Origin of the sequence: Clostridium sp. AM29-11AC (assembly GCF_003480545.1) — a bacterium.
GTDB classification, from domain to species: Bacteria; Bacillota; Clostridia; order Lachnospirales; family Lachnospiraceae; genus Otoolea; species Otoolea saccharolyticum_A.
This window is the reverse complement of sequence record NZ_QUJI01000022.1, coordinates 24,493-50,511: the sequence shown is the minus strand read 5'-3', so window position 1 is coordinate 50,511 and position 26,019 is coordinate 24,493. Positions and strand designations below refer to the sequence as shown.

Here is a 26,019-nt window from a genome sequence, read left to right as displayed (position 1 = left end):
TGACTACCGGCTGCCAAACGGCAAGATTTTAATTTTGCGAAAAACTATTGACACAATCGTGGGTGTAGGTCTTTTCTGTTATATCTTCAACCGCATGACCAACAATCAGTTTCAGAATATATTCATGCATCTCAACAGCCTTTGCCTTGGTGATGAATGTGTGCCGGGTGTCATGGGGCTTATGGTTCATGTTCATACGCTTCATCACTTTATTGAACCGTCCCCGGTATTTGTCATATGTGAGGAAAGTTCCCTGCTGCCCGAATTCATCATTGAACAGGTGGTCACTGTGCATCGCTTGGGCTTGGTCATAATTCTTCTTGACCAGTTCCAGAATTGCCGGGTGAATGGGAACAACCCGGTTCCTGCCTGATTCTGATTTCAGACCGCCTTGAATGGTCAGGTTTTCGAAGTCCACATCTTCAACTTTCAGTATTGCCAGTTCCTGCGGCCGGAACCCGGTAAAAATACCAATCATGACCATATCGGCAAACGGGAAATGAATATCATCCCACAACCGTTTAATTTCTTCATCAGAAAATGGAATTCTGACAATTTCCAGTTTTGGCTTTTTGATGCTGTCGCATAAGGCGGCATAGTCTTTGTCTACAATCTCATGCTTCATAGCGTATTTGTACATGAGATTGAACAGGCTTTTCATCCTGCCTTTAGTATTCGCCCCTACTGTGGCATCTTTGATTGTCTGTTCCAGATGATTCACCCGTATATCCCGCATCCGCATATTATACAGGGGCTTGCAGTAACTAAAGGCACTCTTCCACGTCCTTCTGGCAGAAGGAACGATTTGATATTGTCAAGATTAGTTGGCACATTTTTCTCAAGGATATCACTGACTATGCCGCCCGCTCCAAAGTCTCATAATACTGCCTGCGTTTTACCACGGGAGGAACCCCTCCATTGGCAGAGCAGATCCTCCGGTTATTCCAGTAGCTGAGGAAGTATCTCCAAATGAGTACCTTTAATTCCTCTACAGTCATCTGCTTTGTATCATAACGGTCATAAAGGATCTCTGTCTTCATTCTGGCCCACATACTCTCGCAGCGTGCATTATCATGGCAGCGCCCTCCTGCGCTGTTCATGCTTTGGTGGATATGATATTTCTGGATAGCTTGACGATAGACTTCGCTGGTATACTGTGTCCCACGGTCGCCGTGGATAACAGCACCTTCCAGCGTGGGATAAGCAGTCAGGGCGTTTTCCAGTGTTTGGATACACAAATCTGCTTTCCTGTTTGTTTCCATTGCCAGACCGAGGACGCTAAGATCAAAGCAGTCGAAAATCGCAGATACATACAGTTTTCCATTGGATGCCGGAATCTCTGTGATATCTGTCATGCACTTTTCTAATGGGACATTGGAATGGAAATCCCGCTTCAGCAGATCATCCGATTTCATGGCTTCTCGGTCTGCCTTTGTGAGTCCATTCGGTTTTCTCCTTGGCCGATGACTCAGACCGATTTGATCCATAACCCGGTATACAGTCCGCTCACTTGAGATATGCACTCCCTCCGGCTGTTTCAGCAACAGTGTCTGATACATCCGGATCCGTCCGTAAGTATCGTTACATTCGTCCTCGTTGATGATTTCTTTCATGGCATCTGCCAAATCCTGGTACTTCCAAGGACGGTCTTTATTCGCAAGATATTTATAGAAACCTTGCCGGCTGATACCAGGCATCCGGCAATAAAAGGAGATTTTCCCGGTAATCCTGCCGTACTCTGTTTTCAAAGCCAGAAATATCATTCTCTGTTTTTTTCTGACTTCCGACGGCTGGAGGCGAAAAAAGCGCTGGCTTCCTCCAGAAATTCGTTTTCTTCCTTCAAGCGGCGAATTTCTTTATCCTGCTCCTTTACCCGCTTACGCAGCATAGCAATCTCTTCTGACAGGCTCATTGCACTGGCAGGGGTATGGGAACCTTCCCCGATATCTAACTTACCGGCCCTTACAGCTTTCAGCCAGGTATGGATGGTTCCTTCAGGGATTCCTAATTCTTTAGCAGCCTTAGCGCCACCGATTTCTTTGGCAAGTTTTACTGCCTGTACTTTGTATTCATGGTCATATTTGCGCGCCACTTTGAATACCTCCTTATTCTCTTGGTTTTATTATGGAATCCTTGAGAATAAGCTGTCAACTTTTTTTATACCACACCATTATCATTAAAGCAATGAAAGCCTGTATATGGGCTTTATATGAGTTGTCAGAGTTAAAAGAATATGGTAGAATCTTGTCATGGAACAATCGTGTTACAGGGTGCGTTGACCTCATTCCAAAAGAATGGGGGTGATGCCTATGAAAAATCATTTTGATTTTAAGGATTTGATGACCTTTGGTCTTTTCCTTTTGGCATTGCTTACATTCGTTTTTACGTTTTGTAAGTAGCCTTACATAGCAAAAACCACCCTGATACTTTGGACGGTTTAGGGTGGCTTTGCTATCTTCTTAACTGGTCAACCCCCTTGTGGGCGGTTGTTCCTTTTCTAATTGCATTATAGCACAACTGTTCAGTGTGTTCAATAGAAAATTCAGTGTTGATGAGTGATCTACATGGAATTGCAAAAGGCGTTGGAAGAATATGAAAGATGCTTTGGTGAGAATTATTGTTTCTATATCGGATTTCTGAAAACGGATGAAGAGATTATTGCAGAAATTCAGAAGTGCATTAGGACGGGAAAGAAACAACGCCCGCCAAAGTACAGGGATGACCTTATTAATTGAAAGTGATTCAGCGTGTTCAGACGGTCAGGTTGCTACAACAGATTGAATTGTTCACAGGTAATACACAAATACATTGAACGATACAGTAAAATCAAGCCTTTTCAATTAGTTGCGGTAGCGATTGAGGAAGCTGCTAAGGCTGGGAAGTTCTAAATTCCAAAGCAGCAGAGAAAGGTGAGCCGAAAGGCGAAGAATGGGCTTAGCGGAGGGACTATTCCCTTACAAACGAATAATGAAATGAAAAGACCGCACTGGCTGCATGGCCGGTGCGGTTTAATTCTGATGAAAAAATGAGACAAATAAAATAAAGATCAGACTATTGGACTTGCATTTTCAAGAATCCGGCGGTATAATAGGCACGATAAAAAAACAGGGGAGCTTGTGGGCAGGCTGAGAGGAAGTAATCGAACTTCGACCCTTTAACCTGATGCGGATAATGCCGTCGTAGGAAGTCAAAGGATGAGATTTTTTTCGGGAGACGCTGCATCAGGCGTCTCTTTTTGTATTGTCCTTTTGCAGCGCCGGGACTTTGCTCTGTAAGAAACAGAACAGCCGGACGGCCTGTAAAGCCGCTCAAAAGGGGAGAAAAGCCAACAAGATTCTCTCAAGGGAAAGGAAGTGGGAAAACAGCATCTGCTGTCCATGAAAAGACAGTAAAAAAGGATGCCAGCCGACAAAAACCGCGGAAACCCGCGGCGGGCAGAGGGGGAGCGCCCTGTGCCTTGTATCACAGCGATGGGAAGCCGTGTTCCGGCGTGAGAGGAGACCAGTAAGTCTCGACCGAACCGCCGGGCGGAAAGGAGTGAATCCTTTCTGTCCTGATTCTGGAGAAAGCGGCGCTGTGACAGGCTGTTTTCTCTGTATTTCAAAGGAGAGAAGTAGAAAAATGAACAAGACAGTGAACAGAACAGTGAAGGAGAAAAACAGGGCAGCTGTCCAGCAGAGAACAGGAATGTCCCTTAGAACCAGAAAAATGGTCTTGGCAGCCATGTTTGCGTGTCTGGCCTTTGTGCTGAATACCTTTGTCTATTTTCCGGCAATGGCTCCGTTTCAGCATTTTGTGGATGTGCTGGCGGCTGTATTTCTGGGCCCGTGGTACGGGTTTGTCAGTGCGCTTCTGTGCGGGCTGATGAGAATGATGTGCGGGCGGACTATCCAGGCAGTGGCAGGGGCTGTATTTGGGCCGATTCTGGGAGGACTTCTGTACAGAAAGACAAAAAATATTTATCTCGTGTTTGCAGGGGAGGTGGTGGGAACCGGGTTCTGCGGAGCCATGGTATCCTACCCTCTGATGAAAATCTTTTACGGACTGGATGCCCAGTCTCCCTTCTATTATATTCCGTTCTACACGCCGGCAGCGGCTGTCGGAGCTGCCATGGGAATTGCAGTGCTTCTGCTTTTAAAGCGCGCCGGAGTATTCGGGCGGATGATGGATGCGATCGGATAGACAGTCAGCTTAAGTGCTGTACTGAAATCAGAAGCTGAGTAGGAATGAATCTGAGTCGGCATGAAGCTGGGACAGGGCAGAAATGACGCCAGAAACGGGTCAGAACGGAGCCGAACAGGCAGAAAAGGAGTCGGAAAGGGACCGGGAATGGATCAGTTACAAGAGAGAATTTTAGAAGTGTTTTGCAGGACAAGGGAGCAGGGGCCGCTGGTGCAGTGCATCACAAATTTTGTCACGGTCAATGACTGTGCCAACGTGATACTGGCGGCGGGAGGCTCGCCGTCCATGGCCCACGATATACGGGAAGCGGCAGAGGCAGTGGAGGGGGCGGCAGCCCTTGTCTGCAATATGGGCGCGATTGAGAACATTGATGCGATGATTCTGGCAGGGAAGCGGGCCAATGCTCTGGGAAAGCCGGTGGTTCTCGATCCGGTGGCAGCCGGCGGCACAGAGCTTCGCAGGAGAGAGTCCAGGCGGCTGCTTGAGGAAGTACATTTTTCAATTATACGGGGCAATGCCTCAGAGCTTCGCTATCTGGCCGGCCGGCAGGTTGCGGGAAGCGGGGTGGATGCAGGCGGAGCCGATCGAGTCACAGAGGAGAATCTTCTCCGGGCCGCAGAAGAGTTCAGGGAGCTTTCGAGAAGAACCGGGAGCGTGACGGCTGTATCCGGGGAAATCGATCTGATCTCTGACGGAAATCAGACAGCCGTCTTCCGGGGCGGATGTCCGGTGATGGCCAGGATTACAGGAAGCGGCTGTATGCAGACTGCGCTCCTGGGCGCATTTTCCGGTGCAGGGAGGGAGGACTCCTTTGCAGCTGCATGCGCCGGGGCGGCAGTCATGAACGTCTGCGGCGAGCTGGCAGACGAAAAAAGAAAACGAAACGGCACGGGAAATGCCACGTTTCGCACGGACTTAATTGATGCAGTTTTTAATCTGACAGAAGAACAGTTAAAGGAAGGGATGCGGTATGAAATTTTCCAGGGATGAGATCAGAAGGGCGATGCTGCTCTATGCGGTGACGGATCGCTCCTGGCTGAGAGAAGGGGAGAGTCTGTCTGGTGTATGCAGGGAGGTTCTGAAGGGAGGAGCTACCTTTCTGCAGATCCGGGAGAAGGACTTGGATGAGGCTTCCTTTGAGGCTGAGGCCAGGGAGCTTAAGGAGCTCTGTGCAGAATACAGGGTTCCGTTTGTGGTGAATGACAGCGTGGAGATCGCTCTGAAAATTCAGGCAGACGGTGTTCATGTGGGGCAGTCAGATATAAAAGGGCGCGATATCCGCGCTATGATAGGCCCTGACCGGATTCTGGGGATTTCAGCCGGAACGCCTGAGGAGGCTGCCGCAGCAGAAAAGGCAGGGGCAGACTACATAGGCGTGGGAGCCGTGTTTGGAACCAGCACAAAGAAGGATGCGAGAAACCTGTCTGTGGACGCACTCCGGGAAATCCGGAATTCTGTTTCTATTCCCATTGTGGCAATCGGAGGTATTCAGCCGTCCAATCTGATGGAGCTTGCGGGAACGGGAGTGGACGGAGTGGCTGTGGTGTCAGCTATTTTCGCTGCAGAGCGGCCGGGAGAGGCCGCAGAGAATCTGAGAAAGCTGGCAGAGGAGATGGTAAGACATGGATAAGCAGTTTGCTGTGTTTGATCTGGACGGAACGCTGGCAGATTCCATGGTCTACTGGGCGGAGCTGGCCGGGGAATTCCTGAAAAAACGGGGGCTCCATCCTGTCCCGGAGGGCATAGCCGATGAAATTAAAACGATGACAATGGCGGAGTCTGCGGCTCTGTTTGTCAGGACATTCGGCCTGGAGGATACGCCGGAGCAGGTGGCAGGCGAGATGAATGCCATGATAGAGGAGCATTATAGGAAGGATATTCCGCTGAAGGACGGAGCCGGTGAATATATCAGGCGGCTTGCCAGCCAGGGAGTCAGAATGTGCGTTGCATCGGCGACGGACAGACACCTTGTCAGCGACTGCCTGAAGCGGCTCGGTATTCTGCCGTATTTCGAGTTCCTCATTTCCTGCGAGGAGGTAGGCCGCGGAAAGGACAGCCCCAGGGTCTATGAGGAGGCCGCACGCCGGTTCGGTGCACAGCCCGGGAAGATCGCTGTCTATGAGGATGCACTGTTTGCTGCCAGAACAGCGAGACAGGCGGGATTCTACGTGGTCGGTGTATATGACAGGGGATCAAAGGATTTTGACCAGTTAAAGCAGATGGCTGACGAGGTGGTGCTTAGCTGGAGAGACTGCCTGGGATAGAAAAGAAAAAAGAGAGGAGAGAGTGGTATGAGCGCAAGCATTGCAATTCAGGTTCTGCCCAAGGTGGACAGTGACCAGGAGGTATGCCGGATTGTGGATCAGGTGATTGAATATATAAAAAGCACGGGACTCCACTGTGAAGTAGGCCCCTTTGAAACGACGATAGAGGGGGAGAGCTATGACGAACTGATGGATATTGTCAAGGAGTGCCAGCATGTGGCAGTCAGGGCCGGAGCGCCGAAGGTTTCAGCCTATGTAAAGATTGTGTACCGCCCCGATGGGGAGATCCTGACGATTGATCAGAAGATTGGAAAATACAGGGACGAATAGGAGTGCCGGGAGCCGGGAAAGGGCCGAAAGAAGCACCGGAAGGCCGAAACAGACACAGCGGTAAGCAGAAGAAGCGCAGAGAGCGGGAGGAACAAAAGTGAAAACAGTACTTTCAATAGCAGGGAGCGATTCAAGCGGAGGAGCAGGAATCCAGGCAGACTTAAAGACCATGATTATGAACGGTGTCTATGGCATGAGCGCTGTGACGGCGCTGACGGCCCAGAATACCACAGGGGTGAGGGGGATACTGGAGAGCAGCCCGGAATTTCTTGGACAGCAGATCGACGCAGTCTTTGAGGATATCCGGCCGGATGCGGTAAAAATAGGTATGGTTCCCTCAAAAGCTCTGGCGCAGATGACGGCAGACAGGCTTCGCTTTCACAGAGCAGAGCGCATTGTGCTGGATCCTGTGATGGTGGCTACCAGCGGTTCACGTCTGATGGAGACGGAGACAGTCGCTGTTTTGGAGAAGGAGCTTATGCCGCTGGCACTCGTGGTCACTCCGAATATACCGGAGGCGGAGATTCTGGCCGGCATGAAGATAAGGGAAAAGAGTGAGATGGAGGCTGCAGCCGTAAAAATCTGGGAGAAATTCGGCTGCGCCGTGCTGGTCAAGGGAGGACACAGCGTCAGCGACGCAGATGACTTCCTGTTTGACGGACGAAAGGGAGAATGGTTCTGTGGAAAGAGGATTGACAATCCCAATACCCATGGAACGGGGTGCACGCTTTCAAGCGCCATTGCCTCCAATCTGGCCAAGGGTTACTCCCTGTCTGAGTCCGTCCGCCGCTCCAAGGATTATCTCTCTCTTGCCCTCGCCGAAATGCTTAATCTGGGAGCGGGAAGCGGCCCGATGGATCATGGCTTTGCGCTTACAGGCACATTTGCAGAATAGGAGAGGGGCACTGGAATTTAAACTGCGGATCTGAAACGCCGTTTTTCCTTCCTTTTCGACAGACTGCATGATATAATGGGGATATCAGACATGATATCTGCCCAGACAGGATGAAGGAAAGGGGTGCATGCTATGAGCAAAGTTATAACAATCAGCCGGGAATTCGGAAGCGGAGGAAGAGAGCTGGGGGTGAAGCTCGCAGAAGCTCTGGGGATTCCTTTTTATGATAAGGAGCTGATTTCCATGGCAGCTGACGATATGGAGATTGCGGAAGAGGCTTTCCGGCGCTATGACGAGAGGGTGGAGATTCCGGATTATCTGAATCATGAGAGATATGTGGCTCTGGCAGATTTATACCGGGTAAATATTTCAGATCAGCTGTTTGTGGCCCAGTCCAATGTAATCAGACGCCTGGCTGCCCACGGCCCGTGTGTGATTGTGGGACGGTGTGCAGATATGATATTGGAGGACAGCGTCAACCTCTTCCTGCACGCTAGGATGGAGCGGCGGGTGATGCGGGTGATGGCCATTGAAGCGAGCACGGATCCGAAGGAGACCGAACGCCATATCCGAGAAGTAGATGCAAAGAGAAAAGATTATTACCAGTACTATACGGGAAATACCTGGGGCAGAGCCCAGAATTACCATCTGTGCCTTGATACGGGACTGGCCGGGATCGATGGCTGTCTGAAGGCAGTGCTGGCCTATCTGGAAGCATTTTAAGATGCAGCAGGAATGCAAAAAATCATACCGATTAGAACTAGGTTAAAGAGGGGCAGCTTCTGTGATATGACAGAGGCTGCCCTTTCTGGCAGGATACAGTGCGGGAGAAAAAATGGTATTGACTTAGAGTGAACTCCAGGGCATATAATCAGTTTAAAGCCGGAACTTTGCCGGAATGTTTCTGTGCATCCAGAAATAGCTTTTACAATAGCTTCAAAAGATTCAGAAACGGTCACAGAGACATCTCCTGGAGAACGATGGAAACTCCGGCACAGGATTTTGACTGACAGAAGGAGGAGTGTGCGGATATGATCTACAAAAAATTTCAGAACCTGAATCTTTCAGCCCTCGGGATGGGGGCCATGAGGCTGCCGGTGATTGACGGGGACGATTCCCGGATCGATGAGGCTGCCGCAGAGAAGATGGCCGCCTATGCCATGGAGCATGGGGTAAACTACTATGATACGGCATGGGGATACCACAATGGCCAGTCTGAGCTTGTGATGGGACGGATTCTCAAAAAATACCCCAGGGACAGCTTTTATCTGGCCACGAAATTTCCGGGCTATGATCTCTCCAATATGGATAAGGTGGAGGAGATTTTTGAGAAGCAGCTTGAAAAATGCCAGGTAGAATACTTTGATTTCTATCTGTTCCACAATGTCTGTGAGATGAACATTGACGCATATCTGGATCCGAAATACGGAATTTACGAGTACCTGACACGACAGAGGAAAGAGGGCAGAATCCGCCATCTGGGATTTTCCGTTCATGGAAGCCTGGATGTTATGAAGCGCTTCCTCGACGCCTACGGCGACGTCATGGAATTCTGCCAGATCCAGCTGAACTACATAGACTGGGATTTTCAGGATGCCAGGGCCAAGGTGGAACTGTTAGCAGAGAAGAAGATTCCTGTCTGGGTAATGGAACCCCTTCGGGGAGGAAGGCTGGCCTCTCTTCCGGAGGAAAGTGAAAAGCGGCTGAGAGAGCTGCGCCCGGATGAGACCATTCCGGCCTGGGCCTTCCGGTTCCTTCAGACAATCCCGGGAGTAACCGTCGTCCTGTCAGGTATGTCCAATATGGAACAGATGCAGGCAAATATCGAAACCTTCAGGGAGGAGAGGCCTTTAGACGAGAAGGAGAGAAAGGTGCTTGCAGAGATTGCAGACGGGATGGTAAAGAAAACAGCCCTCCCCTGTACGGCCTGCCACTATTGTGTCAGCCACTGTCCTAAAGGGCTTGACATTCCTTCACTGCTGAATTTGTACAATGAGCACAGCTTTACAGAGGGCGGTTTTATCGCTCCCATGGCGCTTTCGGCGATTCCGGAGGATAAAAGGCCTTCTGCCTGTATCGGCTGCAGAAGCTGTGAGGCTGTCTGTCCCCAGCAGATTAAAATTTCTGAGGCCATGAAGGATTTTGTCAGGAAACTGGGCTAGGACTGGGAGAAAGCGTACGGCAGTACAGTAAAAAACCATGCGGAATAACTGATTTGAGAAGGAGACTGAGAGGATGGAATATCGCAGACTGCAGCTGGGAGGAGAAAACATCAGCATTCTGGGGCTTGGAAACAGCTCTCTGGGAGCAGCAGGGCAGAAAGAGGCAGAGGAAACGATTGCTCTCGCCCTGGAAAACGGGATCAACTATTTTGATATGGCGGCGGCAGACGCCTCGCCGTTTTCCGCCTTCGGAAGCGCTGTTTCAGGGTACAGAAATCAGGTGTTTTATCAGATCCATTTCGGAGCGGATTACAGAAGCGGGAAATATGGCTGGACGCTTAAGCTAGAGGATATAAAAAAATCAGTAGACTGGCAGCTTCAGGCCCTTAAAACAGACTATATCGATTTTGGCTTTATCCACTGCATTGACGAGAAGGCAGACTGGGAGAAGGTATTGTCCGGCGGAACGCTGGAGTATATCAGAGAACTGAAAAAAGCGGGAACAGTCCGCCACATCGGCCTTTCATCCCACACGCCTTCGATTGTGGAGCGCTTTCTCGATGAGGGAGATATTGACATGGTCATGTTCAGCATCAATCCCGCCTATGATTACAGGCAGGGAGACTATGCCATTGGAAGCGTGGACGAGAGAATGGCCCTGTACCGCCGCTGTGAGGCCGAGGGAGTGGGGATTTCGGTTATGAAGGCATTTGGAGGCGGACAGCTTTTAAATGCAAAGACTTCTCCGTTTCAAAAAGCATTGACAGAATACCAGTGTATCCAGTATGCTCTCGACAAGCCGGGCGTGGTGACAGTGCTTCCCGGCATCCGGGGGAAGAAGGATCTGGAACGCATTCTGGGATTTTTCAGGGCACCCAGGGAGGAGAAGGACTATTCGGTTCTCGGGACCTTTGCGCCCCAGGATGCAGAGGGCATCTGTGTCTACTGCAACCACTGCCAGCCATGTCCGGCAGGGCTTGACGTGGGTCTGATCAATAAGTACTACGATTTGACAATGGCCGGGGATGTCCTTGCGAAGGATCACTATGAGAATCTGGAAAAGACAGCCTCTGACTGTATTGGCTGCGGCCACTGCGACAGGCGCTGTCCCTTCCATGTAGGCCAGACAGAACGGATGAAAGAGATTGCCGGGTACTTCGGAAAATAGCAGAGAAGAGATCCCTGCGCGGCTCCGGGGCAGACAGATGCGGAAAAATGCAGAGGCAGAAAAGCGGAGAGCGGAAGTCCGGGAGAACTCCGGGGAACATGTATGAAAATGGAAAGAGCAGAAAACATGGCAGGAGGAAAGCAGCTCATGAAAGAAGCTTTGGAAGAGATGACAAGGGAGCTGCTAAGGACAGCTGGTTTCAGCCTCTGGCCGTGGAGGTGCCGGCTGAAGGCGCTTCCAATGAGTGGCTGGAGGCTGTGGAGGATGAGGAGTACATCAGGCTTCCGCAGGAATCCTGATGTGAAACAGAGTGAGAACTGACAGAATTCAGGAGGTACAGGGATGAAAGTATTGATGATCAACGGAAGCCCGAGAAAAAACGGAAATACATCGGCTGCGTTAAAGGAGATGGAGCGCGTATTTTTAAAGGAAGGCATTCAGGTGGAAACCGTACAGATTGGAGCCAGGGACATCAGAGGCTGCATTGCCTGCTGTTCCTGCAGCAAGACGGGGCGATGTGTGTTTGAGGATGAGGTAAACCAGCTGGCTCCGAAGCTTGAGGAAGCTGACGGTCTGGTGATTGCCAGCCCTGTGTACTATGCCTCTGCAAACGCCACGCTGATCGCCTGTCTGGACCGGCTGTTCTACAGCACGCATTTTGACAAGACCATGAAGGTCGGGGCGAGTGTGGCAGTGGCAAGGCGGGGAGGCTGCTCTGCCACCTTTGATGAGCTGAACAAGTATTTTACTATCACGGGAATGCCGGTGGCCTCCAGCCAGTATTGGAACAGCGTGCACGGCAGGAATGCCGGAGAGGCACTGGAGGACGAGGAGGGACTTCAGACTATGCGCACTCTGGCGGCCAACATGACATTCCTTATGAAGAGCATTGCTCTTGGAAAGGAGACGTTCGGTCTTCCAGAGAGAGAGCCTCAGGTGTTTACCAATTTTATACGATAGGATCCCACTGTCCTGGCAGGCCGCCGTTTCGGCGGCCTGTATCTGTATTGGAGGTCTTTGCCTGGCCTTTTTTCAGAAGATAAAGGATTCCGGGCAGTTTTGAGAGAAGAGAGAAGAAGACAGGAAGAGAAGGATTGATGTTGGCCCCCGTTCCCTGTTTGTGCAAAAAAGGACTTGCAGAAGGGAGGATTTTGTCTTATCATATAGTTTGATATCAAACTATATAAAGGAGGGAAATGAATGCTCAATGAAGAACTGCATGTCCTGCTGCTCAGAGCCTTTCATCACTGCAATAAGCGGATTGTCCAGAGAACATCGAGGCTGCCGCTGCTCCCGGGACAGCCTAAGATTCTGGAATACGTAGAAGAAAACAACGGCTGCATCGCAAAGGATATATGCAGGGGCTGTGTGCTCGATAAATCGACGATGACAAGTCTGCTGACCCGGATGGAACGGGAGGGACTGCTTGTTAAAAGCGGAAGTCCGGCTGACAGAAGGGCATATCATATTTTTTTAACGCCAAAGGGAGAGCAGGCTGCCAGAGAAGTGAAAAGGATTTTTTCTGAAACGGATGAGAAGGCCTTTCAGGGAATTTCTGCCAGTGAAAGGGCAGGCTTTCTTTCCACATTGAATAAAATTATAGCAAACCTGGAGGATGAGACCGAATGAAACAGATACTAAAGCGTTATTTATATTTTATACTTGGAGTGGCGATCAACTCTTTCGGTGTTGCCTTCATCACGAAAAGCGCTCTGGGAACCTCCCAGATTTCCAGCGTTCCCTATGTCTTAAGCCTCCGGTTCCCATCTGTCAGCTTTGGCATGACAACCTTTTTTGTAAACCTGCTGTTTATTCTGATCCAGGCAGTACTTTTGAAAAAGAATTTTCAGCCTGTGCAGTTTCTTCAGGTAGCAGTCAATGTGCTGTTCAGCGTGCTGATCGATGTGAGCATGACGCTGCTGTCTTTTTTCCAGCCGGAGGCGTTCGGGCTCAGAATCGTAAGCCTTCTGGCAGGATGCGTCATACTGGCTGTCGGAATCAGCATTGAGGTAGCCCCTGATGTGCTGGTGGTTCCCGGGGAAGGGGCAGTGCGCGCAATTTCCCAGACCACGGGACTCAAATTTGGCTCTGTGAAGGTCTATTTTGATGTCAGCCTGATTGTAATTGCCTCGGCTCTGTCCTTCCTGTTTTTTGGAAGGCTGAACGGCGTCGGCCTCGGCACCGTGATCTCGGCTCTTACAGTGGGAAAATTTGTGAATATTGTTAACCTTCATCTCCCTGCTGTCCGGAAAATAAGAGATCTGGCCGCATCTGCTTCTTGTCCATCTGCAAATTTTGTGCCATAATAGAACTGAATTCCTGCCGGAAGGTCTGAGCTGCCTGCTTTTTCAGGCAGCCAGGAAGATGGACAGGGGGAAATAAAAGTGACAGTACTGAAAAGAGAGGGATAGATAATGAGAAGAGAAGCCTCCCTGGAATTGTGGAAATCTCTGTATAAGGCTGCCGTTCGTCTGATGGAACTTGCTCCATGGGAGAATTTTTGGGATACGGATCTGGTAGCGATACAGCTGAAGGATAAAAAAGAACCTGTGTTTATGAGTATTGCAGGCCGGGGAATTGCCGGCTGCGGAGTGACGATGTATGAGGGAGAGAGAGGGCTGGAGGACTTTGATCTTCTGGAGGGAACCAGGGGTGAGGAAGGACCCTTCAGTGTTTTTGCGCTCAGAGAACAGCAGTGTGTCTCCTTAAGCTTTGTGGATCGGGAGGATGTGCCGAAGGAGCAGCGTGACAGGATAAAGGAGCTGAATCTCTCCTTCCGCGGCAGAGGCAAATGGCCCTGCTTTCTCGCCTTCGAGAAGGCCTATGCGCCGTGGACTCCTGACGAAAGGCAGGTGTCCGTTATGGCCCAGGCCCTGTGGGAGCTGTGCGAGGCGGCAGGTGACGTGAAGTCCGGAAAGGTGAAAATCCGATATGAGAGGGGAGAGCACCTGTGGCGTTCCTATGACAGTGAGGCAGGAGAGTGGAGAAACTATTCGGCGCCTCTACCTGACGGGAACAGAAAGTATCCTCTTGCAAGGCTGAGAAGCCAGGACCAGATAGAGGCTGTGAAGTCCAGACCCAGGAGCATTTATGAACTGTGTATGGATCTGTTCTACATGAATGCGGAGGTGATGGAGGAGGGCTATGACAAGCCGTTTTTCCCCCGCGCCTTTCTGGTTATGGATAAGAGAAGCAGGAAAATTGCCAATATGCAGGTTTTAGAGCCCAGGGACAGCGAGGTAAACGCGATCCTCCATTTCCTGCTCACCTATGTGATGAAGAGCGGAAGGCCGCGCACCATTTACGCCAGAAATCCCTGGATCTTTGCGGCTCTGACCGATACCTGCAAAAAGTGTGACATCCCTCTTGTGCACAGCGATCTGGAAGAGATGGAAGAGATGGTGGAACAGCTGACGGACGCTGGGACAGAGGACGGACAGGAGTAGGAAACGTGATAAGGAATCTTTCCTGCTTCCGCTATTTTCCGCTGTCGCCGTAGTTGGACAGATACCGGGCGGAGGGGTCGGCTACACGGCAGCCCTCCCAGCTCTCATTCGGCATCCAGTAGCCCGGGATCATTTCCGCCTGGCCAGGATAGTGACGCTCAAAAATCTCCCGGTACAGGAGAGATTCCTTCGTGAAGGGCGGGCAGAAATCAAAGGAGGCGGCTTTGGAGGAGAATTCGCTGTCGCTGTAGCAGCTGTCCGCATATTCCTTCAGATAATCTACCATGGAATGGCCTACCGCGTCAGAGAATGCGGCCTTTTCGCGCATCAGGATGTCCTCAGGGAGAATGCCGGAGTCCAGAAATGCCCGGCGCAGCAGGTACTTGCCTTTTCCATAGACATTTCTCTTTTTTTCAGGGTCAATGCTCATGACGTATTCCGCAAAAGCCAGATCTCCGAAAGGAACGCGGCCCTCCATGGAATTGTCGCTGATGCACCGGTCTGCTCTCAGCACGTCGTACAGATAAAGCTCCCGCACGCGCTTCTGGCTCTCCGCCTGGAAGGCCGCGGCGTCAGGGGCAAAATCCGTATATTTGTAGCCAAACAGCTCGTCGGAAATCTCCCCTGTCATCAAAACGCGGATGTCGGTAGTTCTGTGAATCTCCCGGCAGAGCAGGTACATTCCGATGGAAGCCCGGATGGTGGTAATGTCATAGGTGCCCAGGATGGAAATTACCGGATCCAGCGCGCGGATTACATCTTCGCGGTCTATGAGTATTTCCGTGTGCTTGCTTCCGATGTATTCGGCGGCCTCGCGGGCGTATTTGAGGTCAATGGCATCTTCCGCCATTCCGATGGCAAAGGTGCGGATGGGACGGCCCAGCAGACGGGACGCGATGGCGCATACAAGGGAGGAATCCAGGCCGCCGCTCAGCAGAAAGCCCATGGGAGCGTCTGAATCCAGCCTCTTTTTTACACCGTCTGTGAGAAGAAGCCTGATGTTTCGGCAGATGGTGTCCAAATCTTCAGAGAGATCGGACAGATGTTCCCCGTCCGGATGAAAAGGAGAGGGAAAACGGCGGGAAAAGATACTGTCAGCCGTCGGGGCGGACACGTCTCTGTATTTTACGAAGGCGCCGTCCCTGCAGTAGCAGCCGGGAGGAAAGGGAAAGATTTTCTGGCACAGGCCCACGAGGCATCTTGCTTCGCTTGCAAAGCAGATAGCCCCCTCGCTGTCATAGCCGTAAAAAAGAGGACGGATGCCGAAAGGATCTCTGGCTGCAAGGAAGGAGCCGGAAGCCTTGTCGAACAGAACAAGAGCGAACTCCGCGTCTAAGAGCCGGAACATGCCGGTTCCGTATTTTTTATACAGCGGCAGGAGAAGTTCACAGTCGCTGCCGCTCTTAAACTCCCATCCCTCTTTAATAAGGGCTTCACGGACAGGACGGAACCCGTACAGTTCGCCGTTGCAGGCGACGCAGATGTCTTTATCTGAAAAGGGCTGCATACCTTCGGGGGAGAGCCCCATAATCGCCAGCCGCTTAAAGCCTATCAGGCCGCGGCCGGTATCTATAATTTTCGTATCGTCAGGACCTCTCTCCTCCGAGCGGCCAAAGAGGGAGGAAAACTCCTCCCTGTCGGCTCCGGCCCTGCAGCAGCACATGATCGAGCACATATCAACCCTCCTATTTCACACTGAATATAATATCGCTGTAGGACGGATAAGGCCATGCGCTGGAATCGGTCATACCTTCCATGCGATCCACTGTGGAGCGCAGAGCCTCCATGGCAGGCACGATGCTGTCCCGATAGAAAAAGGCCTGTTCACAGAGCTTTGCCTTTTCCTTCGCTTCTCCCAGCCGTTTTTTCAGCTCTTCCACTTCCTCAAAAGCCTGATCCGCAAGGGAGGACAGCTGAGCTGCCACTGTGAACTCATAGCCAGACGGAGCCTGGGAGGACAGCTGCGCTTTTCTGTGAGCCGCCGCTGCCAGCTCTCCAAAAAAGCGGGATACGGCCGGAAGAATATCCCGGAGAACCATCTCATTCATGGTCAGCGCTTCGATATTCAGAACCTTTACATAGTTCTCAAACATGATCTCACAGCGGGCCTTTGCCTCTGCCTCACTGAATACCCTGTGCCTGGAAAAGAGAGCCAGATTTTTTTCATCTGTAAAATGTGACACAGCGTCCGGGGTAGTTTTCAGGTTCATGAGCCCGCGGGCCCTGGCCTCTGCGATCCAGCTCTCATCGTAACCGTTCCCATTGAAAATAATCCGTTTATGTTCAGATATGGTCTTTTTCAGCAGTGTGCGGAGAGCTGCCTTAAAATCCCCGGCAGGTTCCAGAATATCGGCAAACTGCCGAAGCTCCTCGGCCACAGCCGTGTTCAGCATGATGTTGGGGCCGGAGAGGGAGGAGGAGGAGCCTGGCATACGAAATTCAAACTTATTTCCTGTGAAAGCAAATGGGGAGGTCCTGTTTCTGTCTGTGGTATCCCTTGGAAATCTGGGGAGCACATGGGCGCCGCGCATAAACTCCCTCTCACTGCATCCGTCATAGGGGCAGTCCCTCTCAATGGAATCCAGCACCTTTTCCAGAGCGGAGCCGATAAAAATGGAAACGACGGCAGGAGGGGCTTCGTTGGCGCCCAGGCGGTGATCATTTCCCGCGGAGGCGACGCTCAGACGAAGGAGATCCTGATACTCGTCCACAGCCTTTATGACAGCACAGAGGAAGAGAAGAAACTGGAGATTGCTGCCAGGCGTGTTCCCGGGCTCCAGCAGGTTATTTCCAAGGCTGTCGCAGAGAGACCAGTTGTCATGCTTGCCGCTTCCGTTGATTCCCTCGAAGGGCTTCTCATGGAGCAGGCATACCATATGGTGGCGTCTGGCAATTTTCTGCATCATCTCCATGGTGAGCTGATTCTGATCCATGGCCACATTGGCGGTGATAAACACGGGAGCCAGTTCATGCTGGGCAGGGGCCACCTCGTTGTGTTCTGTCTTTGCCAGAATTCCCAGCTTCCACAGCTCCTTGTTCAGCTCGTCCATAAAAGCCTGTACCCTGGGCTTGACTGCGCCGAAGTAGTGATCGTCCAGCTCCTGTCCCTTGGGGGATGTGGCGCCGAACAGGGTTCTGCCGGTCAGGATCAGATCCTTTCGTTTCAGGAATACCTCCTCGTCGATGAGAAAATATTCCTGCTCTGCTCCGATGGTGGGGCGCACCCAGGATACGCGGTCATTGCCGAAGAGGCGCAGAATGCGGACAGCCTGACGGCTCAGGGCTTCCATGCTCCTGAGAAGAGGCGTTTTCTTATCCAGGGCCTCCCCGCCGTAGGAGCAGAAGGCAGTGGGGATGCACAGCACCCGGTCTTTGATAAAGGCGTATGAGGTGGGATCCCAGGCGGTGTAGCCTCTTGCCTCAAAGGTGGCTCTCAGCCCGCCGTTAGGGAAAGAGGAGGCGTCCGGTTCGCCCTTTATGAGTTCTTTGCCGGAAAAATCCATGATAATTTTTCCATCGCCGGCGGGAGTGATGAAGCTGTCGTGCTTTTCAGCGGTGATGCCTGTCATGGGCTGAAACCAGTGAGTAAAGTGGGTGGCTCCATGATCCAGAGCCCAGTCCTTCATAGCGTTGGCAACGGTATCCGCTATCTGAGGATCCAGGCTTCGCCCGTCGTGGATGGTGCGAAGAAGCTGGCGGTATACGTCCTTTGGAAGACGTTCTCTCATGGCGCTTTCGCCGAATACCATAGAACCGAAAATGGCGTCAGGTTTTTTCATAATGTCTCCTCCTTCTTTTCAGAGTATGAGCTGTCATGCCCGGACAGCGCGTCCGGGCGGGAACTGGGAGAGGGACCGTCCGGTTTCTCTCAAAAAAAGAAACGGCAGAGGGCACTTTGACCATTGGCCGGCGCCCTTGCCGTTTGTTTGGGTGATACTATAGCGCGTTCAGAGAGATTTGTCAACTGCCGTTTAAAAAAAATCGGAGTCCATCTTTCAGACCCGGTCAGGCGTCGGAATATCAGGAGAACCCGTACAGCGAAAAAATTCTTGACAGCAGAGATATTTTCCTGTATAAATAATTCCAAACTGCAGAAAATACAATTTTGAGAGAGAACAAAGGCGTTCGCTTCAGGGGAAAGTGTCCCCCTGGCGAGCGCCTTTTCTGAAAGGTTGTTTTTTGGCGGAGGCAGAATATGAGGAGGAAATCTGGGATGACGAAGTACATTTTTGTGACAGGCGGAGTAGTATCTGGACTCGGAAAGGGGATCACGGCGGCTTCTCTTGGACGGCTGCTGAAGGCCAGAGGCTTAAAGGTTGCTGCGCAGAAGCTGGATCCCTATATCAACGTGGATCCGGGGACTATGAGCCCTTATCAGCACGGAGAGGTATACGTGACAGAGGACGGTGCGGAGACAGATTTGGATCTGGGGCACTATGAGCGGTTTATCGACGAAGATCTGAACCAGTATTCCAACCTGACGACGGGAAAGGTTTACTGGAATGTTCTCAGCAAGGAGCGCCGGGGGGAGTATCTGGGAGAGACGGTTCAGGTGATTCCTCATATAACCAATGAAATCAAGGATTTTATCTACAGGGTTGGCAAAAAGACGAACGCGGATGTGGTGATCACTGAAATCGGCGGAACCACCGGTGACATCGAAAGCCAGCCCTTTTTGGAGGCTATCCGCCAGGTGGGGCTGGAAGTCGGCAGGGAAAACAGCCTTTACATTCATGTGACTCTTGTTCCGTTCCTGAAGGGAAGCAATGAGCATAAGTCAAAACCCACCCAGCACTCGGTCCGGGAGCTTCAGGGGATGGGAATTAAGCCGGATCTGATCGTACTTCGCTGCGACGAGCCTCTGGAGGAGGAAATTTTCAAAAAGACAGCCCTGTTCTGCAACGTGAAAGAGGACTGTATTTTTGAAAATCTGACGATCCCTGTACTCTATGAAGCTCCCCTGATGCTGGAGCGGGAACATTTTTCAGAGATTGTCTGCCGGGAGCTTCAGCTGAGAGCCAGGGAGCCGGATCTTGCCGACTGGAAGGCCATGGTGGAGCGGATCAAGGGAAGGAAAAAGACAGTGACCATAGGCCTGGTGGGCAAATACACAAAACTCCATGACGCCTATCTCTCTGTAGCTGAAGCCCTGCGCCATGCAGGCTATGACTGCGGCTCAAGAATTGATATCCGCTGGATCGACTCGGAAACCGTGAGAGAGAACGATTCTGCCCGGGTGCTGGGTGCCTGTGACGGGATTATCGTGCCGGGAGGCTTCGGGGCAAGAGGAATTGACGGAATGGTGGAGGCTGCCAGATACTGCAGAGAGCACAATGTTCCCTACCTGGGAATCTGTCTGGGAATGCAGATTGCCGTGATTGAGTTTGCCAGAAATGTCTGCGGCATGAAAGAGGCGTCGTCCAGGGAGTTCGATCCGGATTCCCCCTATAAGGTGATCGATTTTCTCCCGGATCAGGATGATTTTACGGACAAAGGGGGAACACTCAGACTGGGAGCCTATCCATGCAGCATAAAGGAGGGAAGCAGAATGGATGAGTGCTACGGCAGCAGTCTCATTTATGAGCGTCACCGCCACCGCTATGAGTTTAACAACGGCTACAGGGACAGGCTTGAAGCAAATGGCCTCCTGATCAGCGGCACATCCCCGGACGGAAAGCTGGTGGAGACAGTAGAAATACCCGGGCATGATTTTTACGTAGGCGTCCAGTTCCATCCTGAGTTTAAGAGCCGTCCGAATCGTCCTCATCCTCTGTTTAAAGGGTTTGTGGAGAGTGCGCTTAAAAGGAGAGACGATTTGCGCGGGTAAGGCTCAGCCTGAACAGAGTCTTTTTGAAAGGAGAACAGACGAATGAACAGATACCTTGTCCTGGAAAACGGAAAAGTACTGAAAGGTACGGCTTTCGGAGCTGACAGAGAGGTAACGGCAGAGATCGTGTTTACCACGGCCATGACAGGCTACATTGAAACGCTGACAGATAAGAGCTATAAAGGGCAGGCGGTTGTCCAGACCTTTCCCCTGATTGGAAATTATGGAATCATCAGGGAGGATCAGGAGAGCGGGACTGCAGGGCTTTCTGCCTATATTGTGCGGGAATGGTGCGCCCATCCCTCCAATTTCCGGTGCGATACAGATCTGGACAGCTACCTGAAGGAAAACCAGATTCCCGGCATCTGCGGTATTGACACAAGGGCTCTCACAAAAATGCTCAGAGAGTACGGAACTATGAACGGGTTCATCACAGATGACCCGTCGAGAGCAGATCTGGAACAGATCAGGGCCTTTCGCTGTGAGAACCCGGTTTCCCAGGTGACAATCCATGAGCCGACGCTGTTTCGCGGCAGGGCCAGCCGCAGACTGGTGGTCATGCTGGATTTCGGAAGGAAGGACAATATTCTGCGCTCCCTCCTGGAGAGAGACTGTGACGTGTGGGTGCTTCCGGCTTCCACTTCCCCAAAGGAGGTTCTCAAGTACAAGCCGGACGGAATTTTCCTGACAAACGGTCCGGGAGATCCGGCAGAGAACACGGAGATTATAAAAAATCTGAGAGAGCTATTGGAAAGCGGTATTCCGATGATGGGAATCTGTCTCGGCCATCAGCTTCTGGCCCTTGCACACGGTTTTCAGACAGAGAAGATGAAATACGGCCACAGGGGAGCCAACCAGCCTGTAAAGGACGGAAAGACAGGGCGGATTTACATTACCTCCCAGAATCACGGCTATGCGGTGAGGGAGGACAGCATCGATACCTCTGTAGCTGAAACCTCCTTTGTCAATGTCAATGACGGGACCAATGAGGGGCTGCGCTATAAAAATTACCCCGTGTACTCCGTCCAGTTTCACCCGGAGGCGTGCGGAGGCCCGAAGGACACAGATTTTCTGTTTGATGATTTTTTAGGGATGCTGAAACGGTAGAAGCCCCGCCTGGCAGTTCAGCTTTGCCATAGAGCAGCAGTACGAAAAGACAGATAAGGAGGAAACAGAATGCCTTTCAATCATTCAATTAAAAAGGTGCTTGTGATCGGCTCCGGCCCCATTGTCATCGGACAGGCAGCAGAATTCGACTATGCGGGAGCGCAGGCCTGCCGTGCCCTCAGGGAGGAGGGGCTGGAAATTGTCTTGGTGAATTCAAATCCGGCTACCATTATGACGGATCACATGATGGCAGACAGAATATACATTGAGCCGCTGACCCTTGAAACGGTGAAGAGGATTATTGAGAAGGAAAAGCCGGACAGCATTCTCTCCGGTCTCGGCGGCCAGACGGGGCTTACACTCTGTATGCAGCTGGCCCATGACGGGTTCTTAGAGGAGCATGGAGTAAAGCTTTTAGGCTCTTCGCCGGAAACTATCGACAGAGCAGAGGACAGGCAGCTCTTTAAGGATGCTATGGAGTCCATCGGACAGCCCTGCGTCCCGTCAAAGGTAGTCAATGAGACAGAGGACGCCCTGGAATTTGCGAAGACCATCGGATATCCGGTGATTGTCCGCCCGGCCTTCACCCTGGGAGGAACGGGAGGAGGAATCGCAGACAGTGAGGAGGAGCTTCGGGAGATTGCAAGAAACGGCCTTGCCCTGTCGCCGATTCACCAGATTCTGGTGGAGAAAGGGATTTCCGGCTGGAAAGAGATTGAGTTTGAGGTGATCAGGGACAGGGCAGGAAACTGCATCACCGTCTGCTCAATGGAAAACTTTGATCCGGTAGGGATCCACACAGGCGACAGCATTGTCATCGCCCCTGCGGTGACGCTGGCAGACAGGGAGTACCAGATGCTTCGCTCTGCGGCTCTCAGGATTGTGGACACCCTTCAGGTAGAGGGCGGCTGCAACTGCCAGTTCGCACTGAATCCAGAGTCTTTCGAGTATGCAGTGATCGAGGTAAACCCGAGAGTGTCCCGCTCCTCGGCCCTGGCATCCAAGGCCACAGGCTATCCAATCGCCAAGGTAGCCACCAAGATTGCCGTGGGATACACCCTGGATGAGATCAAAAATGCAGTGACAGGAAATACGTACGCCGCCTTTGAGCCGGCTCTGGACTATGTGGCTGTAAAGTTCCCCAAGTGGCCCTTTGAGAAATTCGTGTATGCAGAGAGGACGCTGGGAACTCAGATGAAGGCCACCGGGGAGGTTATGTCCATCTCCGACAGCTTTGAGTCAGCCATTATGAAAGCGGTGAGAGGGGCGGAGATCTCCACAGAAACCCTGAGTTTTGCGTGGATACGCGCCCTGACGGACGGGGAGCTGAAAGACCGCATTCACGTCCAGGATGACAGCCGCCTTTTTGTAGTCTGCGAGGCCTTAAGACGGGGGATCACAGTGGAGGAAATCCACGGGATCACAAAGATTGACGAGTGGTTTCTCTGGAAGCTCAGAAATATAGTCGTTTATGAGAAGGAGATTGAGGAAAGGCAGCTGACCGGGGAGCTGTATATGCGAGGCAAGAAACTGGGCTTTACAGACCGCTCCCTTGAGACCATATCCGGCCATCCCCTGCCTGCGAAGGCTGCTCCTGTGTACCGGATGGTTGATACCTGTGCCGGCGAGTTTGCCGCCCAGACACCTTACTTCTACGGCGTTTACAGCAGCGAGGAGGAGGGAGGAGAAAATGAGGTGCTGCCGTTTATCAGAAATCCCGGGAAAACCGTCGTGGTATTTGGCTCCGGCCCCATCCGTATCGGGCAGGGAATTGAGTTTGACTATGCCAGCGTTCACTGTGTCCAGGTGCTGAAGGGGCTGGGCTATGAGGTAGTGATTGTCAACAATAATCCGGAGACTGTTTCCACGGATTTCGACACGGCAGACCGTCTCTACTTTGAGCCGCTGACGACGGAGGATGTGAAGAACATCCTTCAGGCGGAGAAGCCCTGCGGGGTGGTGGTGGCCTTCGGCGGCCAGACTGCAATCCGGCTGACCAGGTTTCTGGCAGAGAGCGGGGTGCCGGTTATCGGAACCTGTGCAGACAGCATCGATATGGCGGAGGACAGGGAACGGTTTGATGAGCTCTTAGACCGTCTGCACATTGCAAAGCCGAAGGGGCACACAGTCATGACAGAAGAAGAGGCCATCCGGGCAGCAGAGAGCGTGGGGTACCCGGTTCTGATGCGCCCGTCCTATGTACTGGGGGGTCAGAACATGATTATCGCCTTCGACGAGGCGGACATCAGAGAGTATATGAAAATTATCCTGGCTCAGAATATTGAAAATCCGGTGCTCATTGACAAGTACCTGGAGGGTACGGAGATAGAGGTGGATGCCATCTATGACGGAACAGATATTCTGCTTCCGGGAATCATGGAGCATGTGGAGCGTTCAGGCATCCACTCCGGCGACAGCATAGCCATCTATCCGGCCATGCACCTGACGCCGGAGACGGAGGAGAAGATCGCAGAGACCACGAAAAAGCTCTGTGAAGGTCTCAACGCCGTCGGCATTGTCAATGTCCAGTACATTGTGGCAGACGGGGAGATCTATATTATAGAGGTAAACCCTAGGGCATCCAGAACCGTTCCTTACCTGTCGAAGGTGACGGGAGTGCCGATGGTCGATCTGGCGGTAAAGGCAAGCCTTGGAATGAAGCTCAGAGATCTTGGCTTTGGCACGGGGCTTTGCAGAAAATCACGGTACACGGCAGTCAAGGTACCGGTGTTCTCCTTTGAGAAGCTGATTGATGTGGACGTACAGCTGGGGCCGGAGATGAAATCAACCGGTGAGGTTCTGGGCATTGGACGGGATCTGAAGGAGGCACTCTACAAAGGGCTTTTGGGAGCCGGCTACAAGATGTTCCACGAGGGAGGCGTGTTCTTTACTGTCAGGAGAAGTGATAAAAAAGAGCTTCCTGCGCTGGCGGAGAAGTTTGCATTCCTGGGCTTCAGGCTCTACGCCACAGAGGGAAATGCCAGAGTGCTCCGGGAGGCCGGATTTGCGGTTAACATGGTTCCGAAGATCGATGAGAACAGCGAGTACAACAGCATGACCATCCTGGAAACAGGGAGAGTGCAGTATATTATCTCTACCTCTGCCAAGGGACGGATTCCGGCCAGGGACAGCGTGAGGATCCGCCGCAGAGCCTGTCTGCTGGGCGTTCCGTGCCTGACCTCCATCGACACGGCAGGCGCGCTGGCAGACAGCCTGATGAGCAGGTACAATGAGGACAACACGGTTCTGGTGGATATTAACCGGATGCAGGAGGAAAGGATTCAGGGAGAGCAGGTACAGTCAGGAAGGAGAGAAGAGCATGGCGGCAGATATTAACCACAATTACGAAAACTTACAGGAGAGCTACCTGTTTGCAGAGACAGCAAAAAGGGTGAATGCCTACAGTCATAGCCACCCGGAGGCAAAACTCATCCGGATGGGGATCGGAGACGTGACGCGCCCTCTCCCGGAGGCAGTTGTGAAAGCCCTTCACCGCGCGTCCGATGAGATGGGAAAGGCGGAAACCTTCCGGGGCTACGGTCCGGAGCAGGGGTACGACTTCCTGAGGGAGGCTGTGAGGGAGTATTACAGGCGGTTCGGCGTGGAGCTGGCAGCAGAGGAGATCTTTATCTCAGACGGGGCCAAGAGCGATCTGGGAAATATCCTCGATATTTTCAGCTGTTCCTGCCGCGTCCTGGTGACGGATCCCGTCTATCCTGTCTATGTGGATACGAATCTCATGGACGGCCGCGAGATTCTGTATGCCCGGGCCGGGGAGGAGAATGGCTTCCTCCCCATGCCAGAGGAGGGCATGGAGGCAGATCTGATCTACCTGTGCTCTCCCAACAACCCCACAGGCGCCGTTTATACGAGAGAGCAGCTGAAGGAATGGGTGGACTTTGCAAACGTCAGGGGAAGTGTGATCCTCTTTGACGCTGCCTACGAGTGCTTCGTGACGGGAGAGCTGCCCCGCAGCATTTTTGAGATAGAGGGCGCAAGGACCTGTGCCATTGAGTTCTGTTCCTTCTCCAAGAAGGCGGGATTTACCGGAACCCGATGCGGATACACGGTGATCCCCATGGAGCTTGTGCGCTCCGGGAAGGCGCTTAACAGACTGTGGCTGCGCCGCCAGACCACGAAGTTCAACGGAGTGCCCTATATTGTCCAGAGGGCTGCCGCCGCTGTGTTTACAGAAGAAGGCGAGAGACAGATTCTTGAAAATATTCAGTATTACAGGGATAATGCGAAAATTATTACAGAGACCCTGGACAGACTTGGAATCTGGTATACAGGCGGGGAGCATTCCCCGTATATCTGGCTGAAATGCCCGCGGCAGATGGACTCCTGGACCTTTTTTGATTTTCTGCTGGAGAAGGCCAATGTTGTGGGAACGCCGGGCGCCGGCTTTGGTGCCTGCGGGGAAGGATACTTCCGGCTGACGGCTTTCTCCACAAGGGAGAATACCATTGAAGCCATGAAACGGTTTTATGAGGTGTTTTCCAGATAGAAAAATAAAAATCACAAAAAATCACATAAGAGGCTGAACGGCAAAAACGGCTCCGGCCAGGGCTTTTCCCTGAATGGAGCCGTTTTTTGCCTGCAGCCGGTGCCGTTCAGCCCGGGAAGGCCAGAGCCTGG

Annotated in this window: 22 protein-coding genes, 1 pseudogene and 1 riboswitch; of the genes and pseudogenes, 18 read left to right on the top strand and 5 right to left on the bottom strand. The window is 52.0% G+C overall.

Features of this window, described 5'->3' with window-relative positions; translation table 11 throughout:
* Positions 1-28: 28 nt before the first annotated feature.
* The 3 genes from DW757_RS14145 to DW757_RS14135 form a co-directional block, all read right to left on the bottom strand.
* A complete protein-coding gene (locus DW757_RS14145; protein WP_243033715.1) occupies positions 29-721 on the bottom strand; it encodes a tyrosine-type recombinase/integrase in 693 nt (230 codons plus the stop codon).
* A gap of 133 nt (positions 722-854) precedes the next feature.
* Entirely contained in the window at positions 855-1,763 is a 909-nt protein-coding gene (locus tag DW757_RS14140; protein ID WP_118752040.1) for an IS3 family transposase, read from the bottom strand.
* Positions 1,760-2,092, bottom strand: coding sequence for a transposase (locus DW757_RS14135; RefSeq protein WP_118752039.1), 333 nt, complete (start codon positions 2,090-2,092; stop codon positions 1,760-1,762). The genes DW757_RS14140 and DW757_RS14135 overlap by 4 nt, the downstream gene beginning before the upstream one ends.
* Positions 2,093-3,096: 1,004 nt before the next feature.
* Positions 3,097-3,203: riboswitch (TPP riboswitch) on the top strand.
* A 418-nt stretch (positions 3,204-3,621) separates the two neighbouring features.
* On the opposite strand from DW757_RS14135, the gene thiW reads away from it, so the two are divergent.
* The 14 genes and pseudogenes from thiW (at position 3,622) to DW757_RS14065 (ending at position 14,447) form a co-directional block, all read left to right on the top strand.
* The gene (gene thiW / locus DW757_RS14130; RefSeq protein WP_118752038.1) at positions 3,622-4,182 is read left to right on the top strand and encodes an energy coupling factor transporter S component ThiW; all 561 of its coding nucleotides are present in this window, start codon (positions 3,622-3,624) and stop codon (positions 4,180-4,182) included.
* A 147-nt stretch (positions 4,183-4,329) separates the two neighbouring features.
* Positions 4,330-5,172 (top strand): hydroxyethylthiazole kinase, encoded by an 843-nt coding sequence (gene thiM, locus DW757_RS14125; RefSeq protein ID WP_243033714.1) that lies wholly within the window; start codon positions 4,330-4,332, stop codon positions 5,170-5,172.
* A complete protein-coding gene (gene thiE / locus DW757_RS14120) occupies positions 5,153-5,812 on the top strand; it encodes a thiamine phosphate synthase (protein WP_021965974.1) in 660 nt (219 codons plus the stop codon). Before thiM ends, thiE begins: the two co-directional genes overlap by 20 nt.
* Positions 5,805-6,446, top strand: a complete 642-nt coding sequence (locus tag DW757_RS14115; protein ID WP_118752036.1) for an HAD family phosphatase — start codon at positions 5,805-5,807, stop codon at positions 6,444-6,446. The genes thiE and DW757_RS14115 overlap by 8 nt, the downstream gene beginning before the upstream one ends.
* Before the next feature lie 27 nt (positions 6,447-6,473).
* Positions 6,474-6,776 (top strand): thiamine-binding protein, encoded by a 303-nt coding sequence (locus tag DW757_RS14110; RefSeq protein WP_008395072.1) that lies wholly within the window; start codon positions 6,474-6,476, stop codon positions 6,774-6,776.
* 97 nt (positions 6,777-6,873) lie between these two features.
* Positions 6,874-7,671, top strand: coding sequence for a bifunctional hydroxymethylpyrimidine kinase/phosphomethylpyrimidine kinase (gene thiD, locus DW757_RS14105; protein ID WP_118752035.1), 798 nt, complete (start codon positions 6,874-6,876; stop codon positions 7,669-7,671).
* A 132-nt stretch (positions 7,672-7,803) separates the two neighbouring features.
* Positions 7,804-8,394, top strand: coding sequence for a cytidylate kinase-like family protein (locus DW757_RS14100; RefSeq protein ID WP_118752034.1), 591 nt, complete (start codon positions 7,804-7,806; stop codon positions 8,392-8,394).
* A gap of 308 nt (positions 8,395-8,702) precedes the next feature.
* Positions 8,703-9,833: an aldo/keto reductase gene (locus tag DW757_RS14095; protein ID WP_118752033.1), complete on the top strand. Its 1,131-nt coding sequence runs from the start codon at positions 8,703-8,705 to the stop codon at positions 9,831-9,833.
* A gap of 73 nt (positions 9,834-9,906) precedes the next feature.
* Complete coding sequence (locus DW757_RS14090) at positions 9,907-11,001, top strand: aldo/keto reductase (protein ID WP_118752032.1); 1,095 nt, start codon at positions 9,907-9,909, stop codon at positions 10,999-11,001.
* Between the two features lie 176 nt (positions 11,002-11,177).
* Positions 11,178-11,300: pseudogene (locus DW757_RS14085) on the top strand (cupin domain-containing protein); the annotation flags it as partial.
* A gap of 43 nt (positions 11,301-11,343) precedes the next feature.
* Positions 11,344-11,961, top strand: coding sequence for a flavodoxin family protein (locus tag DW757_RS14080; RefSeq protein WP_118752031.1), 618 nt, complete (start codon positions 11,344-11,346; stop codon positions 11,959-11,961).
* A gap of 240 nt (positions 11,962-12,201) precedes the next feature.
* Entirely contained in the window at positions 12,202-12,630 is a 429-nt protein-coding gene (locus tag DW757_RS14075; protein ID WP_008395082.1) for a MarR family transcriptional regulator, read from the top strand.
* Entirely contained in the window at positions 12,627-13,307 is a 681-nt protein-coding gene (locus tag DW757_RS14070) for a DUF6198 family protein (protein ID WP_008395083.1), read from the top strand. The genes DW757_RS14075 and DW757_RS14070 overlap by 4 nt, the downstream gene beginning before the upstream one ends.
* Before the next feature lie 108 nt (positions 13,308-13,415).
* On the top strand, positions 13,416-14,447 hold the full coding sequence (locus DW757_RS14065) for a hypothetical protein (protein ID WP_015573794.1): 1,032 nt from the start codon (positions 13,416-13,418) through the stop codon (positions 14,445-14,447).
* A 31-nt stretch (positions 14,448-14,478) separates the two neighbouring features.
* Here DW757_RS14065 and asnB read toward each other — a convergent pair whose 3' ends face one another.
* On the bottom strand, positions 14,479-16,122 hold the full coding sequence (asnB, locus tag DW757_RS14060; RefSeq protein WP_118752030.1) for an asparagine synthase B: 1,644 nt from the start codon (positions 16,120-16,122) through the stop codon (positions 14,479-14,481).
* A 10-nt stretch (positions 16,123-16,132) separates the two neighbouring features.
* Positions 16,133-18,226, bottom strand: a complete 2,094-nt coding sequence (locus tag DW757_RS14055; protein WP_118752029.1) for a glutamine synthetase III — start codon at positions 18,224-18,226, stop codon at positions 16,133-16,135.
* Between the two features lie 434 nt (positions 18,227-18,660).
* Here DW757_RS14055 and DW757_RS14050 point away from each other — a divergent pair, with 434 nt between their 5' ends.
* From DW757_RS14050 to DW757_RS14035, 4 genes are all read left to right on the top strand, one after another.
* The gene (locus DW757_RS14050; protein WP_118752028.1) at positions 18,661-20,274 is read left to right on the top strand and encodes a CTP synthase; all 1,614 of its coding nucleotides are present in this window, start codon (positions 18,661-18,663) and stop codon (positions 20,272-20,274) included.
* A gap of 42 nt (positions 20,275-20,316) precedes the next feature.
* On the top strand, positions 20,317-21,381 hold the full coding sequence (locus DW757_RS14045; protein ID WP_118752027.1) for a carbamoyl phosphate synthase small subunit: 1,065 nt from the start codon (positions 20,317-20,319) through the stop codon (positions 21,379-21,381).
* 69 nt (positions 21,382-21,450) lie between these two features.
* Complete coding sequence (gene carB, locus DW757_RS14040; RefSeq protein ID WP_118752026.1) at positions 21,451-24,717, top strand: carbamoyl-phosphate synthase large subunit; 3,267 nt, start codon at positions 21,451-21,453, stop codon at positions 24,715-24,717.
* Positions 24,701-25,888 (top strand): LL-diaminopimelate aminotransferase, encoded by a 1,188-nt coding sequence (locus DW757_RS14035; RefSeq protein ID WP_021965458.1) that lies wholly within the window; start codon positions 24,701-24,703, stop codon positions 25,886-25,888. Before carB ends, DW757_RS14035 begins: the two co-directional genes overlap by 17 nt.
* The last annotated feature ends 131 nt before the right edge of the window (positions 25,889-26,019 follow it).